At 69.3% G+C, this 15,102-nt stretch carries 15 protein-coding genes and 1 pseudogene; 6 read left to right on the top strand and 10 right to left on the bottom strand.

Annotation, left to right across the window (positions count from 1 at the left end):
- From ON39_RS49525 to ON39_RS44535, 3 genes and pseudogenes are all read right to left on the bottom strand, one after another.
- Nucleotides 1-210 (bottom strand): annotated as a pseudogene (locus ON39_RS49525) (hypothetical protein); the annotation flags it as partial.
- A gap of 158 nt (nt 211-368) precedes the next feature.
- Nucleotides 369-1,082: an endonuclease/exonuclease/phosphatase family protein gene (locus ON39_RS44540; RefSeq protein WP_040743297.1), complete on the bottom strand. Its 714-nt coding sequence runs from the start codon at nt 1,080-1,082 to the stop codon at nt 369-371.
- Between the two features lie 85 nt (nt 1,083-1,167).
- Nucleotides 1,168-2,394 (bottom strand): AI-2E family transporter, encoded by a 1,227-nt coding sequence (locus ON39_RS44535; RefSeq protein WP_051187932.1) that lies wholly within the window; start codon nt 2,392-2,394, stop codon nt 1,168-1,170.
- A 306-nt stretch (nt 2,395-2,700) separates the two neighbouring features.
- Here ON39_RS44535 and ON39_RS44530 point away from each other — a divergent pair, with 306 nt between their 5' ends.
- From ON39_RS44530 to ON39_RS44520, 3 genes are all read left to right on the top strand, one after another.
- Nucleotides 2,701-3,402: a response regulator gene (locus tag ON39_RS44530; protein ID WP_083895103.1), complete on the top strand. Its 702-nt coding sequence runs from the start codon at nt 2,701-2,703 to the stop codon at nt 3,400-3,402.
- 373 nt (nt 3,403-3,775) lie between these two features.
- Nucleotides 3,776-4,708, top strand: coding sequence for a HAMP domain-containing sensor histidine kinase (locus tag ON39_RS44525; protein ID WP_373283802.1), 933 nt, complete (start codon nt 3,776-3,778; stop codon nt 4,706-4,708).
- Between the two features lie 974 nt (nt 4,709-5,682).
- Nucleotides 5,683-6,867 (top strand): DUF4153 domain-containing protein, encoded by a 1,185-nt coding sequence (locus ON39_RS44520; protein WP_040743352.1) that lies wholly within the window; start codon nt 5,683-5,685, stop codon nt 6,865-6,867.
- 163 nt (nt 6,868-7,030) lie between these two features.
- On the opposite strand, the gene ON39_RS44515 is transcribed toward ON39_RS44520, so the two are convergent.
- The 6 genes from ON39_RS44515 to ON39_RS44485 all read right to left on the bottom strand — a co-directional run bounded on the left by ON39_RS44515 (nt 7,031) and on the right by ON39_RS44485 (nt 12,149).
- Nucleotides 7,031-7,684, bottom strand: coding sequence for a response regulator transcription factor (locus ON39_RS44515; RefSeq protein ID WP_040743296.1), 654 nt, complete (start codon nt 7,682-7,684; stop codon nt 7,031-7,033).
- Nucleotides 7,675-8,808 carry a sensor histidine kinase gene (locus ON39_RS51110; protein WP_040743295.1) on the bottom strand — a complete coding sequence of 378 codons (1,134 nt, stop codon included), beginning with the start codon at nt 8,806-8,808 and terminating at the stop codon, nt 7,675-7,677. The genes ON39_RS44515 and ON39_RS51110 overlap by 10 nt, the downstream gene beginning before the upstream one ends.
- A complete protein-coding gene (locus ON39_RS44505; RefSeq protein WP_051187931.1) occupies nt 8,805-9,455 on the bottom strand; it encodes a DedA family protein in 651 nt (216 codons plus the stop codon). Before ON39_RS44505 ends, ON39_RS51110 begins: the two co-directional genes overlap by 4 nt.
- Before the next feature lie 134 nt (nt 9,456-9,589).
- Nucleotides 9,590-11,011 (bottom strand): alpha/beta fold hydrolase, encoded by a 1,422-nt coding sequence (locus ON39_RS50325; protein ID WP_211336224.1) that lies wholly within the window; start codon nt 11,009-11,011, stop codon nt 9,590-9,592.
- Nucleotides 11,012-11,230: 219 nt separating this feature from the next.
- Entirely contained in the window at nt 11,231-11,572 is a 342-nt protein-coding gene (locus tag ON39_RS44490) for a hypothetical protein (protein ID WP_040743293.1), read from the bottom strand.
- Nucleotides 11,573-11,678: 106 nt separating this feature from the next.
- Entirely contained in the window at nt 11,679-12,149 is a 471-nt protein-coding gene (locus tag ON39_RS44485) for an SLOG cluster 4 domain-containing protein (protein WP_040743292.1), read from the bottom strand.
- A gap of 382 nt (nt 12,150-12,531) precedes the next feature.
- Between ON39_RS44485 and ON39_RS44480 the strand changes: the two genes are divergently transcribed.
- The gene (locus ON39_RS44480) at nt 12,532-13,074 is read left to right on the top strand and encodes a DUF8176 domain-containing protein (protein ID WP_040743344.1); all 543 of its coding nucleotides are present in this window, start codon (nt 12,532-12,534) and stop codon (nt 13,072-13,074) included.
- Between the two features lie 59 nt (nt 13,075-13,133).
- Here the strand turns inward: ON39_RS44480 and ON39_RS44475 are convergent, their stop codons facing one another.
- Entirely contained in the window at nt 13,134-13,928 is a 795-nt protein-coding gene (locus ON39_RS44475; RefSeq protein ID WP_040743291.1) for a thioesterase family protein, read from the bottom strand.
- Nucleotides 13,929-14,092: 164 nt separating this feature from the next.
- On the opposite strand from ON39_RS44475, the gene ON39_RS44470 reads away from it, so the two are divergent.
- Together ON39_RS44470 and ON39_RS44465 are read left to right on the top strand one after the other, a co-directional pair.
- On the top strand, nt 14,093-14,287 hold the full coding sequence (locus tag ON39_RS44470; RefSeq protein ID WP_040743290.1) for a hypothetical protein: 195 nt from the start codon (nt 14,093-14,095) through the stop codon (nt 14,285-14,287).
- A 112-nt stretch (nt 14,288-14,399) separates the two neighbouring features.
- Nucleotides 14,400-15,035, top strand: coding sequence for a fasciclin domain-containing protein (locus tag ON39_RS44465; protein WP_040743289.1), 636 nt, complete (start codon nt 14,400-14,402; stop codon nt 15,033-15,035).
- Nucleotides 15,036-15,102 lie beyond the last annotated feature (67 nt).

Genomic DNA, 15,102 nt, shown 5'->3' with positions numbered 1-15,102 from the left:
CGCGGGCGCCGGAGCCGGCTGCCCGGCGGCGGTTCGCGTCGGCGTCGGCTGGGCGACGGCCGCGGTCGAGGTGGCGCTCGGCAGCGGAGTCCTGGTCGCCGCCGGGTGGTCGGTCCCGGACGAACACCCGGTGAGCGCGACGATCAGCGTCGACAACACTGCCGCACTGCCCATTCGGGCAGACGAACGCACGAGTCTCGTGCGGGACATGGCTCCTCCTGATACCCCGGCCTTGAAAATTCGCCGCGCCCCGGTCTCCGCGCCGACTCGAACCCCGGTGAACCCTAACGGGCGAGACCGTGCCCGAGCAGACACCAGAATCACCGGGTCGGCGCGCCCGTCCTCGATGAACTACGAACTCGCCAGGGTCACAAGGCGATCGCGGCACGCACCAGGTTGTGATCGGACAACCCGCCCGAGTCCTCGACCACCACCTCGCGCACCGTCGCGTCGCGCACGACGACATGATCGATGACCTGCGACTTCGACCCCGAGGTGCGCGGCCTCGTCGCGAGCGAACTCTCGCTCAACTCGGCGACGGAGAATCGCTCGCCCAGGCTCGACACGACCGTCGCCCGATCGGTATTGAAATCCCCGAGCAGCACCGCCGGGTATTCCGGTGTGGCGCAAGCTACTTCGGCCAACCTCGCCAACTGCTTTGTCCGCCTGCGGTCCCCGGACACATGCGTCGAGATGACCACCACCCCTTCGACACTGACCGCGAGCGCGCCCTTGCCCCCGTCGTCGGCGAAGGACTCACCGGCGATCTCGCGGCTCGCCCCCTCGACGATGAGCACCAGATGCTCACTGGGGTCGCGCAGCGCGCTGGCGTGCCTGCGCGCGGTCGGCACGCGCGGATACTGCATGGAGTGCACCGTCCGGCCCGGCAATGCCGCCCGCAGACTGATCAACTGATCGCCGCTGACCTCCTGCAGCGCGATGACCTGCTCGGTTCTCGCCGCCACTCGCTCGGTGACCGCATCGATGCGCGCCGCCTCGTCGGGCCACCGGCTCGAGACGTCCTCGTACCAATTCTCGGCGTGGATGCGGTGTAGCACGTTCCACGTGGCAACGGTGATCACAGGTCGCGATGGTATGGGACCGCGTTCGACGGCCTGTCGCCGGAGCGCCCTGTTCGCCGGTGATGTCGAGTGCGTATGAACCGGATCAGGTCGAAGTCGTTGCGCCGTCGCCGCTTTCGTCGGTGATGCGGTCCAGGCGCGGGAACAGGATCTCTTCGATCAACAACAGCACGGCCGCCGCGACCGGAATGGCCAGCAGCGCGCCGATGATGCCGAGCAGCGCGCCGCCGAGCAGCACGGCCACGACCGTCACCACCGCGGGCACCTGCACCGTGCGGCCCATGATCTTCGGTGCCAGCAGATAGTCCTCCACCAGTCGCAGGACGATGAAGAACCCGACGGTGGCGAGGCTGACCGGCAACGACACCGTCAGCGCGACCACCGCGATGATCACCCCGGCCAGCGTCGAGCCGACCAGCGGGATCAGATCCAGCACCGCGACGAGCACCGAAAGCACCAGCGCGAAGGGCACATCGAAGGCGAGCAGCCAGATGAACGTGAGCACGGCCGTGATGAGCGAGATCAGCAGATTGCCGAGGACATAGCCGCCGACCTTCGCGAAGATCGCGTCGCCGATCAGAATCGCGCGCGGGCGCCGCGCGTGCGGGAAGAAGCGGTAGACGTAGGCGCGCAGCGTCGGAAAGTTGGCGGAGAAATAGGCGGTGAGCACCGCGACGATCACCGTGCTGGTGATCGCGCCGAACACCACCTTCCCCGCGCCGAGCAGGCCGCCCGTCCACGAGGTGTCGTTGGCGATGCCCTCCCGGAGCTTCTCGTCCAGATGCAGTCGCGCCGAGGTGGTGCGCACGATCGGGTAGGTGTCCTCGAGGTGCCGCAGTTGGTCGGGTGCGTGATCGATCAGCGCCCGGCCCTGATCGATCAGCGGGGTGATCGCGGCGGCGAGGAAACCGGCGAGCCCGGCCAGCACGCAGACGAACACGATCGCCACCGCGACGCCGCGCCGGACCCGATGCCTGGTCATCCACGAGACCACCGGTTCGATGCCGATCGCGAGGAACAGCGCGGCCACCACCAGCACCAGCGCGTCGCGCGCGTCGAGCAGCAGCCGCGCGAAGCCGACGGTGACGATCACGCCCGCGGCGCCGGCCATGCCGATCATGAACGGGGACCAGCGGTCGAATCGCTTGCCCGGCTTGCCCAGCGGATGTCGCGAGGTGCTGATCTCGGCGGCGTGCGCCTCGGCCGCGGAGATGACCGCCGGTTCGCCCTCGGCATGCGGCTGGCCGACCCACCGGCTGTGGCCCTGGGTGGCCGTGCCGTCGTCTGCGGAGGTGTTGGTCGAATCGTTCACCGCGCCGGTCCTTCTGCGAGCGTCGCGCCGTCACGGTGCGGCGTGCTGCCTGGCTACCCGGCAGAACGCCGCCGAAACAGTGGCTGGGCGCGGGAGTTCGCGTCAACGCGAGTGCGCTCGGCCGAGTTCGCGCTCGTGGTCGAAAACGGTTCCGCTGTAACGACAGTGCGCCGTGCTCGATATGGACACGTGCTCGATGATCGCGCCGTGCGCGGATCCGGCCGGGGTGTGCGCGGCGGCGCCCCGACACGGAATCTCCACATTTGGTGCCGGACCTCTCCACAGGCGGTGGCTAGGGTTCCGGGCATGGAACAGAGCGGAGCGGCCGGGGGACAGCTGGCGCGACGGATTCTGGTGGTCGACGACGAGGTGACCATCGCGGAGTCGGTGGCGGCGCGGCTGCGAGCCGAGGGGTTCACCGTGGACCTGGCCCACGACGGGCCGGGCGCCGTGGCCGCGGTGTCGGCGTGCGCGCCCGATCTGGTGGTGCTCGATGTGATGCTGCCGGGGTTCGACGGGCTCGAGGTGTGCCGGCGGATCCAATCGGAGCGCGCGGTGCCCGTCCTCATGCTCACGGCGCGGACCGACGAGACCGACCAGCTCGTCGGCTTGGGCGTCGGCGCGGACGACTACCTGACCAAGCCGTTCTCCCTGCGTGTCCTCACCGCGCGCGTGCACGCGCTGCTGCGCCGCATGGACCGCGCCGCCGACCGCGACGGCGACACCATCATCGTCGGCGACCTGCGCATCGACGTCGACCAGCGCCGGGTGTGGCGCGCCGACGTCGAAGCCCAGCTCACCCCACTCGAATTCGACCTCCTCACCCGTTTGGCTCGCCGCCCGCGCGTGGTGCTGGCCCGCGAGCGACTGCTCGAAGAGGTGTGGGACTGGGCCGATGCGGCGGGCACGCGAGCCGTCGACAGTCATGTGAAAGCGCTGCGACGAAAACTCGGCGCCGATTTGATTCGCACGGTCCACGGTGTCGGGTATGCCCTGGAGGCTCGATGAGTGATGCTGACGCAGGCTTGCGCGTCGGGGCCGACCGAGTGCGGGGTGTCCCGCAAGTCACTGAAGGCTCGATGAGCGACGCTGGCGCAACCCTGCGCGGCGGGGCCGACCGAGTGCGGGTGTCCCCGCAAGATCCTGGAGGCGCTATGCGCCGCGCTGGCACAGTCTCGCTCATCGCATCGGATCGGGCGTCCCGTAAGACCCGGGACGCTCGATGAAGCGGGCCTCCGACGATCGTGGCGTGGAGGACGGGCGGGCGGACGTCGAAAAATCCGCGCTCGAGCGTCTGCGCGCGTTCTCGGACTGGGTGGCCGACGTGCTGCCGCGTCCGCTGGATCCCGTGCGGTCGATCAAGGTGAAGCTGGCGATTCTCATGCTGTGCGCCGGGGGCATCGCGTTCGGGTTCTTCCGGATCAAGATCGGATGGTTGCCGCCGAAGACCACCATGGCCGCGGTCGGCATCGCGCTGGTGACCTCGCAGTTCCTCGCGCACGGCATCACCAGGCCACTGCGTGAGATGACGGCGGCGGCCAAGCGGATGGCGCACGGCGACTACACGCGGCGGGTGCGGGCGAGTTCGCGAGACGAGGTCGGGCAGCTGGCCGAGGCGTTCAACCAGATGGCCGCGGATCTGGCCGCCGCCGACCAGCAGCGCCGCGACCTCATCGCCAATGTCTCGCACGAACTGCGCACGCCGATCACCGCACTCAACGCGGTCTTGGAGAACCTGGTGGACGGTGTGTCCGAACCGGATCCGCGAACCTTGCGCACCGCGCTGGCGCAGACCGAACGGCTGAGCCTGCTCGTCTCCGAGCTGCTCGACCTGTCCAGCATCGAGGCCGGCGCGTTCCCGCTCGATCGCGAAAGTCTCGACGTCGCACCGTTATTGGCGGAGGTCGTCGCCGAGGCGGACGTCGCCGCCGCGGCCCTGGGGCGCGGCGTGCGGTTCACGACCGATGTGCAACCGAGCACCGTGCGCGTCTACGCCGACCGCGCACGTTTGCACCAGGTGCTGCTCAACTTACTCGACAACGCCGCCCGGCACGGTCCGGCCGGCGGCGAGGTCCGGGTCACCGCGCGAAGGCAGGCAGGCAAATTGGTGATCGAGGTGGCCGACGACGGTCCCGGCATTCCCCCCGCCGAACGCGCCCGCGTCTTCGACCGCTTCACCCGCGGTGGCCGGACCGCCGGCGGCGGAACAGGTCTCGGCCTCGCCATCTCCCGCTGGATCGTCGACCTGCACGGCGGCACCATCGCCGTCGCCGACCCCGGCTCCCGCATCCGCGTGGTCCTACCCGGCCACTGACCCATCACACCGGCGTCCCCGACCGCATCGAGGTCCAGGGGCGACCTTGCACACCTTCAGGAGAGTTACGAATGCCCGAAATGCCTACATCGTCGGAATCGAATGGACCGGAACCGAGCAGATCCGAGGGGTCGACCGACTCTGTTGGAGTTGGTGCAGATTCCCGACTTGCGGCAGGCGGCGCGAGTCCCGAACCCGCGACGGGCGTTGCGGCGATCGCTGCCATGGGCAGCGGTGCGACCTCTGCGACAGCGACACTGCCGGACAGCGAGCGAGCCGTCAGTCCGGGCCCACCTCCGAAGCAATACCAGCCGATGCACCTGACACCACCGATGCCGCGGTGGCGCAGAGTCCCTTGCCCACCCGGCACACTTCCGGCCGCCTGCCTCACGGGAGTCGCCGCCGCGGCCGCGCTCCCGCTGGATCGTCCTGGAATCGGCTGGCTGCTCACCGGTTCCGTCGCCGTCGGCGCGGTCTTCCTCGTCGATCGCAATGCCCGCAAAGGGATCTCGCGAACGGGAGTACTGCCGGATGCGAGCGAGGACGATCTCGCGAAGCCTGACACGCCGGGCGATCGACCGCCCGCATCTGGCGCAGCCCCGGCTGACGATTTGTCCGCGGTCGACGAGCCCGAATCTTCGCCCGGCGCCGTATCGGCCGCGCCCGCCGCGACTCCGACGTCTGCCACAGACGCGTCGGACCCCGCATCGGCGACGACCTCACCAACCTCTTCCACGGACGCGTCGGAACCCACGTCGGTGACGACCTCACCGGCGGCGGACGCGGAGGCGGCGACCCCGAATCCCGGAGGGGAGGATTCGGGGTCGAACGCCCACTCCGACAGCGAAACCAAGAGTTCTGCCGAAACCGAACCGCCGAAGAGTTCTGCCGAGGCAGAACCACAGCCCGATGCGCTTGCGGCAATCCCGGCGAACCTCCGCGAAAAAGGGGCCCGCATCTGGTGGACCGGCATCATGCTCGCCCTGTTCGCGGTCGGCACCTTCCGCGCCGCGGGCTGGCTGTTCACCCTGTGTGTACTCGCCGCCTGCCTGGCCGGCTCCTTGGCCGCGGTGGGCCGACGGTCGGCCAACGGCTTCTTGTTCGACGTAATCGCTTGGCCCTTCGCGGCTTTCGCGGGTATCCCGTGGGTCTACGCGGGCGCCGGACGTCTGCGCGGCGGTCGATCGCAGCGGGAGCGGGGTATCGCGCTGTCGGTGCTGGTCACCGTCGTATTGCTCGCGGTGTTCGTCCCGCTGCTCGGCGGCGCGGACGCGACGTTCGCGAAACTTCTCGAATCCGTGACGCCCACCATCGAAGGCGACGTGACGTTCCGGTGGATCGTGGTGTTCATCGTGGCCGGGCTCGCGGCGGTCGGCGCGATGTACCTGCTGGCCGGCCCGCCGCCGCCCGCGACGGAGTCGACCGGGGGAGTGCAGGGCCGGTCGTTGCGCCGGTGGGAGTGGGCGCTGCCGGTCGGCGCGCTGACCGTGCTGTTCGCGGTGTTCGTCGGGGCGCAGTTCGTGGCGCTGTTCGGCGGCGACGACTATGTGCAGCGCACGGCGGGTCTCACCTACGCCGAGTACGCCCGCAGCGGATTCTGGCAGTTGTCGGTGGTCACCATCTTGACCCTCGCGGTGATCCTGATCGTCCTGCGTTGGGCCGCAACGGATTCGGCGGCCGATCGACTGTGGCTGCGCGTGCTGCTGTGCGCGGTGAGCGGGTTGACGATGATCATCGTCGCCTCCGCGCTCGGCCGCATGTGGACCTACCAGCAGGCCTACGGCTTCACCGTGCTGCGTCTGCTGGTCGAGGTCTGTGAACTCTGGCTCGGCCTGGTCTACCTGCTGGTGATCGCCGCCGTGCTCACCCTGCGCCGGATCTGGCTGCCGCGCGCCATGCTCGGCACCGCCATGACCACCCTGGTCGCCCTGGCCCTGCTGAATCCGGAACGCCTCATCGCCGACCAGAACATCGACCGCATGCGGGACGGCAAGATTTTCGACACCGATTACGTGGCCACCCTCTCCACCGACGTCCTCCCGGCCACCGACCGCCTCCCCGAACCCCTCCGCACCCAAGTCCGCGACCGCGTCCGCGCCCACCTCGACCCCGACACCTGGTACAGCTGGAACCTTTCCCGCGCCGACGCCCAGGAGTAACCCGCAACTGCTGTCAGCGCGGTCGCGAACTCCGTTGCCGCGCTGACGCGGAACCGGATGTCGCGGGCGGTCATCGAACGGCGGCCGCTGACCGATGCGGGTGAGCCGCGCGGTCGCCACGAATCGGTCCCGATCGGGTGTTCACGGCAGCACCGAACGCGGTTCAGTCGGCGGCGTCCGTGCGCAGATACTCCAGAATGGCGAGCACCCGCCGATTGTGCGCGGTGTCGGCCCGCAGGTCGAGCTTGGTGAAGATCGCGTTGATGTGTTTCTCGACCGCGCTCCGGGTGATGAACAGCTCGGCGCAGATGGCGGCGTTGCTGTGCCCCAAGGCCATTCGGGTCAGGACGTCGCGCTCGCGTTCGGTGAGTCTGCTCAGCGGCGAGTCGGCGCGACTGTGCAGGAGCAACTGACGCACGACCTCGGGATCGAATGCCGTTCCGCCGGAGCCGACCCGGTCGATCGCGTCGAGAAAGGTGTCTATCGCCGACACCCGATCCTTCAGCAGGTACCCGATACCACCTGTGCCGGTGAGGAATTCGGTGGCGTATCGGCGCTCGACGTACTGCGACAGCACCAGCACGCCGATCGCAGGCCAGCGTTCCCGGATCTCCAGGGCCGCGCGGATGCCCTCGTCCACGTGGTCCGGCGGCATCCGCACATCGGCGATGACGAGCTCGGGCGGCCGAACCGTCACAGCGGCAAGCAGTTCCGTCGCCGTACCCACGGAGTCGACGATCTCATGGCCTTCGGCGATGAGCAGCTGGGCCATGCTCTCCCGCAACAGTGCCGAGTCCTCGGCCAGGGTTATGCGCACGGCACCTCCACTCGGATGGTCGTCGGTCCACCCGGGGGACTGTCGATGGCGACGACCCCGTCGAGCGCGGTGATACGCGATGCGATTCCGGCGAGTCCGAGACCGGCCGGATCGGCGCCACCGCATCCATCGTCGCGCACGGTCATGATCAGCAGCGAGTCGGCCCCGGCGACGGTGAGGTCGATACGCCGGGCCCCCGCGTGCTTGATCGCGTTGGTGATCGCCTCGCTCGCGGTGAAGTAGCACGCCGATTCCACCGGGCGGGGCGGGCGCCGCGCGAGTCGATAGTCGAGGACGGTCGGCAGCGGCGTCCGATCAGCCAGTGCCTCCAGGGCACTGCGCAGGCCGTCCCGGGCCAGCATGGCGGGGTAGATCTTCCACGACACCTCGCGAAGATCGGCGAGAATGTGCCGGGTCTCGGCGAGCGCGCGCCGCCGCAGGTCGGCCTGTCGCTGCCGGTCGGATTCGCGTTCGCCGCGAGCCAGCAGGATCGACAGCGCGATGACGCGCTGCTGTACACCATCGTGCAGATCGCGTTCGATGCGGCGGCGTTCCTCATCGATGGCGTCGATGATGTCGGCGCGCGTCGCGGTGAGCTGGTCCACCCGCTGCGCCAGCGCACCGGAACTGGGGCGCGCGAACGCGTTCCACACGCGGGTCTCGGTGCCGACCATCCCGGCCAGTCCCTGCACAGCCAGGTAGAACAAGGCCACGCCGGGCAGCACGAGGACCGCGACGGTCATCCAGGTCACCTGTCCCGGCTCGTTCGCGTCGAAGATCGGCACGGCCGCGCCGGTCGCCGCGCCGATCACCAAGCTGACCGCGATCACGATGCCCGCACCGAGCAGCAGCCCGATCAGACCGGTCAGCATTCCGAGCAAGGCGCGGGTCACCAGATAGCCGACCGCGCGGTGGCCATCCGGCGTACCGCGCAACTGCACACCGAACAGGGCCAGCCGGCGCCGCTCCACCGTGATCGCGGCGCGCGCGGACCGTGCCGACACCGCGCTGCCCAGTACCGTGACGAGATCGATCGGCACGGTCGCGACCCCGAGCGCCAGGCCGCCGAGGACGAACGCGGCCTGGCGCACGCGCCGCGCGCCGGTGTCGGGTGAACCTTTCATTTCCTGATTGTCGCGCGCCGCTGAGCGCGCAGCGTCCGCACGCGGCTCACCAGGAACCACACGCCGCCGACCACGACCGCGAGGATCACTACCTTCTGCAACACTCCGGCATAGGTCTCGACCACCGGCCAGTTCTCGCCCAGGAAGTATCCGGCGAGCACGAAAATCGAGTTCCACAGCAGGCTGCCCGCTGTGGTCAGGGCGGTGAAGCGCACCAGATTCATCCGCTCGACCCCCGCGGGCACCGAGATCAAGCTGCGAAACAGCGGGACCATCCGGCCGAAGAACACCGCCTTCGTGCCGTGGCGGGCGAACCACGCCTCGGCTCGGTCGAGGTCGGACACCCGAACCAGCGGCATCCGATCCACGATGAGGCGCAGCCGCTCCCGTCCGAAGGCGGCCCCCAGTCCATACAGCGCCAGCGCCCCGATCACCGAGCCCAGAGTCGTCCAGAACAGCACCTCGAGCAGGCCGAATCTACCCCGGCTCGCGGTGAATCCCGCCAGCGGCAGGATCACCTCGCTGGGCAGCGGCGGAAAGAGATTCTCCAACCCGATGGCGATGCCCGCGCCGAGTCCGCCGAGCCGCTCCATTACATCGACCGCCCAGCCCGCGATTCCCGAGAGGTCGCCGCCGGTCGAATCCATTGCCATATCCATGTTTTCGACGCTATGGACGATCGGGGCGGCGGACAGTAGCGGCAACCACCCGATCGACGTGCCGTTACCCCACCGGTCGTACTGAGGTTTTCCGCACCGCGCACGCCCTGTGCGAGCCTCCGTTACGCGCGCAGCAGTTGGTCCAGTTGCGCCGCGAACGTGTCGGCCTCGGTGACGTAACCGACGTGATCACCGGGGAATTCGACGACCTCGAGGCCGAGGTGTTCGGCGAGCACGGTGTTGGGCTGGGCGGGGAAGGTGTCTTTGGAGTCGTGTCCGATGGCGAGCACGAGCTTGTCGGCGCAGCGCCGTAGCGCCTCGATGTCCGGTGTGTAGCGGGGGTATTGGCGCAGTTCGTGTTCCATCCAGAATTCGAGGTTCTGCTGGATGCGCGCGATCATCGGCGCGCTCTCGGGCGGCAGCTCGATGTTCTGCCGGTCGGGCCGTCGCATCCCGATCTTCGCGGTGAAGGCGGCCATGGCGGCCAAGTTGCCCTCGGTCCGGCTCGTGCGGTAGATGCCGTCGAAGAACTCCAGCCAGGTCGCGGCGTCGGGCAGCAGCGTGGCCATCGGCGGTTCGTGCGCGACGGCCGTGCGCACCAATTCGGGGTGTGCGCCGAGCAATTCGAGCGCGACGATCGCGCCGGAGCTGCTGCCGAGCACGTAGGCGGGCTCGTCGCCGAGATGGGTGATCAGGGCCGCGGCGTCGGCGCCGTCGGTGACGATGCGATCGTGCGGTGCTCCGTCGAGCGGGCTACGGGTGAAGCCGCGCCGATCGTAGGCGACGACGGTGTAGCGGTCGGCGAGGCGCTCGGCGAGCCCGTCGAACGCGCCGGCGTCGCCGTTGCCGCCGGTGATCAACAGCAGCAGCGGGCCGTTGCCGCGGATCTCGTAGTAGAGGCCGGCGCCGGGGACGGCGAGGGTGTGCTGGGTCGGGACGTCCATGGGAAACACTCCTGGGAGAAAGGTCAGCTGCCGCAATGCCTCTCGGATCACCGGCAGCACGGAGACGGGCGGGTCGGCGTCCACCCATCGATCGAGGGCGACCTGCAGCGCCGCCGCGACGGCCCCCGCCATGATGCGCGGGAACATGTCGGTCGCCAGGTCGCGGCCGGTGCGTCCGGCGATGGCGTCGGCGAGCGCCGCCTGCATGACGGCCTGTGCCCTGTGATATTCGCCCTGCAGCGCGGGCACGCCGGTGATCAGCCGCACGCCGGCCGTCCACGCGGGGTCGGGCAGCTCGGCGTCGCGGAACTCGTCGAGTGCGGCGTGAATTACCGCGGGCCACAGGGTTTCGCTGTCCGGCCGTGCCCGCAGGTTGTCGGCGATCCGGCGAGCCCGATCGACCGCCACCGAGCAGATGGCCTCGTACTTGCTGGCGAAGTAGTTGTTGAACGTGCGCGGCGACACCCCCGCCGCCGCGGCGATGTCCTCGACCAGCACCTCGTCCACGCCACGCTCGACCGCCAAGCGCAGCGCCGCGAACGCCAGCGCCTCCCGTGTCGCAAGCTTTTTGCGTTCGCGCAGTCCGAGTACGAATGCCATGAATGTCACCGTAATCAAACTTGCGTGGCGCGCAAGATTGCGTGATCGGAAAGTTTTGGCGGGCAAGGGGTCCGGAGGAGCCCGCAATCGAAACCGTTCGAGATGGGGGAGATTCGAGTTCGGGGAGCAACCGGCGAGCGTCCGTGGTCAAGGGGGCTTGCGGTTGAGGCCGTCGGCGCGGATGCCTCGTCGGCCGTCGCAAGGCTTGCAGTCGACACCTCAGCCCCGCATATCACGTTCACCCGCGTGGTCGGCCGTCGCAAAGACGGATCGGCCGAACACGGACGATGACAACCGATACCGCGTCGCGCGCGAGATGATCGTTGCCTCGGTTGCCTCGGTTGCCTCGGTTGCCTCGGTTGCCTCGGTTGCCGGTGCCCGCTGTTGCTGCCGTTGCCACCGCCGTTGCCGCCGTGCGTCGAGGACGGCATCGATGTCGAGCGTGTGCGCGACGCCGTGCTGCTGCAGTCCGTCGCGCACTTGCTGCTCGCGCTGGACGGAAGAGCCGAGGGCGCGACCATGCCCGAGGACGGCGCGCGGATGGATCTGCGCGCCCGGCACGGCGGTGGATCGGCCTACTCGGCTCGACGCAACCGGCGGTGCCCGCATCGTGACGCCCGCATATGTCGCAGATCAATTAACAGTTGTGCTGAGCGCGGGTGACCGCTCAGGTGGCAGCCTCGCGAACCGCGAGAGCGACCGCCTCGGCCGGATCGGCAGCGAGTGTTGTTCCCCCGACTGGATTTCCGTCGGCATCGAGTACCCGCCATCCGCCCAGCGAGATCACCGGTACGCCCCGCCGCCGCGCCAACGCCAGTTCCGACAGCGTTCCCCACGACCCACCGACGACGATCACCGCGTCGGCCGAGGCGATCAGAATCGCGTTGCGCGCCTCGCCCATATCGGTGAACACCACCGCGGACAATCCGGCGCACACCGCACCGCGATCACTGTCGGGCCGCACCCCGATCACGAGCCCGCCCGCGGCCGACGCCCCCGCCGCCACCGCGGCCATGACGCCGCCGCCCCCTCCGCACAGCACGGTCGCCCCGGCTTCGGCCAGCAGCCGACCCACCTCCCACGCCCACCCCGCCTCGACGTCGCCGCACTCGCGCGGCCCGCATACCGCGATCTGCATACCGCCTCCTCGAGTGATTACTCGATAATTGCCGACCCTGCGCCCCGTGGGCAGCGTAGCGGTGCGATCGGGTGGTCAGGGTGCGAAAGTGAGGGCTGTGCGAAGCGTACGCGGCCTCCGGCGCGGTAGCTGGCGCACGCCTACCGGACAGTAGCTCGCACGCGCGGAAAACCGGCAGTCCGGTCTGTGATTCATTCCTGCACGACACCCGCCGAAGGTGTGCAATGTTGTTACTGCGCAACGGCATTGAGGGGTGCTCCGCGGCGCTGAGTTGGCACCGGTAAAGGGGGTGCGGCGGAACATGTCGTCGACCAACGTTTCCGGGGGGAGTTCCGCCGCGCATCGCGGGCGGCACACGGCGGCGGTTCCGTTGTGGCCGGGCATGATTCCGCGAACACAGCGCTGGCACGCGCCGCGCAGGAGCAGGCCGTGGGTGGTCGGCTCGGTGGCGGTGGCCGGTTCGATGGCCGCGGCGGCGGTGGTCATGGTGTACACGGCCTCGGCCAGCACCCCGGGCCAGTCCGCGGCCTACACCGATCCCGTGCTCGGCGGCGGACCGACCTGTCAGCCGACCCGCAGCGAACAGTTGGTGCGCGGCAACGGAACCGGGTCGACCGCCTCGGGCCCGGACGTCGTTCTCGCGTTCCAGTACGCCTACTACGTGACGCGTTCGGGCGCCGACGCGCGCGCGGTGACCACGCCGGAAGCCCTCGTGCCCGCGGTCGAGGTGATCGGCGCGGGCATCCGGACCGTCCCCGCGGGCACCCAGCACTGCGTGATGATCACCCCCATGGCCGACGGCCGCTTCGACGTGGTCATCACCGAGGTGCGCCCCGACGCCGCCGTGCGCACCTACCGCCAATTCGTCACCGTCACAACGCGTCCCGGCGCCGTCTCGATCACCAAGATCGCGCCACCGACCTGATACGCCTTCGGCTGGAACCGGCGTAGGCCCTGTCTCGAAGTCCCATCCGGTGGCTGGGCCTAGGTCGACACGATCGCCAGCTGCCGCGACTGCGCCACCAAAGTCCCTGTACTGTCCCAGATTTCGAAGTCTTCCTCGTGGAACCCGTCGATCAGGTAGTTGGTGGAGACGCGGCAGGCCAGCCAGCCGGGCGCGGGACGGTGGCGGATGTGCACGGTCAGCTCGATCGTGGAGGACCCCGCCACGCCGAGGTCGAACACGACCGGCGCGGCGGCGTCGACGAGGAACGCCAAGGCGATCGGGTCGGCGTCGCGCCCGTCGGAAAGGCGCAGCCAGAACTCGGCGGTGGTGGTGTGGGTCGGGTCCCCGCGCCAGAAGCCGGGCACCTGCGCCATGCGCGTGTCGGTCTGCTGGGAGATCGTGGGCCGTTCGCGCGGGTAGGGGTCGACGCACTGGTCCGGCGGCGGCAGCACGGGCGGTTCGCCGCCGACCAGCGTCGGTCCGTCGGCGGCGTCCAGATCGGCGAAAGTGGCCAGCACGCGCACGATTTCGCGGTCGTCGCGCACCAGCGTCGCCTGCCCGGTCGAGGTGCGCCGCCCGGTCCGGGCCACCTCGGTGCTGATCCGGGCGGGGCCGGGCGTACCGGGGCGCAGGAAATGCGCGGACGCGGACAGCAGATCGGGGTGCGGCACCTCGCGCCGCAGCGCCTGCAGGCAACCGGCCAGCAGAAACCCGCCGTTCAAGCTGCCGATGAGGGTGGTCCACCGGTCCGACAGCGTCAGCGCGAACTCGTGCTCGCCGACGCGTTCGCTGGCCGTGTCGCTGTCGAACACGGAACCCGCCGTAGTAGTCATCCCACGATCCTGCCTGTCGCGGCGCGCATCGGCGAGTGCGCACGCCTGGTAGCCGCGAACGAATTACCGTCTGGAAGAACTAGCCAGTCCGTTGCTGGCAGCGGTGCGAAGTACTCGTGATGGACACGCGCTCGGTTCCACGAGCGCCCGGTGAAAGGACACAGATGCAGACATTCGCGATCGATCCCGATCTCGCCGATTGCCGGGTCGACCCCGGCCCGATGTCGGCGGCGCGAGCCCACCGGGCGATGCAGATCCACCTCGACTGCACCGTGGACACCTGCCGGGTCCGTCGCCGCGCTCGCGGCGTTCTCGTGCAGGCCGGTTCCATGGTCCTCGATCCGCGAGCCGACGACTAGGCGAGAAATCGGTAGGGAACTCGACCCATCCGCGTCGGCGACCCAGGCGAATTCCGTTGCGTCCAACCCCAACCACGGCCCCGGGCCGTATCGACGGAAGCGAAAGACAACGATGACTGTTATGCGACGTTCGGTCGTGGCGGCGATGATGCTGACCGCGGTGGTGGGCGCCTCGGCCTGTTCGAGCGACAAGTCCGAGAACACCGCCGCCACCTCCTCGGCCGCCGCGACGACGACCTCGACCGCCGCGTCCGGCCAGCTGGTCGGCTCCGGCTGCAAGGCCTACGCCCAGCAGGTGCCGACCGGCGCCGGCTCGGTCGGCGGCATGGCGCAGGACCCGGTCGCCACCGCGGCCTCGAACAATCCGCTGCTCACCACGCTCGTCGCCGCGGTGTCCGGGAAGCTCAATCCGCAGGTGAATTTGGTCGACACGCTCAACGGCGACCAGTTCACGGTGTTCGCGCCCGTCGACGCGGCGTTCGCGAAGATAGATCCGGCGACGGTGGAGTCGCTGAAGACCGACTCGGCCACGCTGACCAAGATCCTCACCTATCACGTGGTGCCGGGTCAGGTTGCGCCGGACAAGATCGCGGGCACGCACAAGACCGTCGAGGGCGCGAACGTGACGGTCACCCGCAGCGGCGACGACATCAAGGTTGCCGACGCGTCGGTGATCTGCGGCGGCGTGAAAACGGCAAATGCGACGGTGTACATGATCGATACCGTGCTGATGCCGCCGGCGGCGTAACCTCGCCACACCCTAGTTAGGAATGGTCCTTCCCTCAGGAGTCGTGCTCGCCGTGTTGCTGCCGCAG

This window comes from Nocardia tenerifensis NBRC 101015, assembly GCF_000308715.1.
In the GTDB taxonomy this organism is placed as follows: Bacteria; Actinomycetota; Actinomycetes; order Mycobacteriales; family Mycobacteriaceae; genus Nocardia; species Nocardia tenerifensis.
The sequence above is the reverse complement of the archived record's forward strand: the minus strand, read 5'-3'. Positions and strand labels throughout refer to the sequence as shown.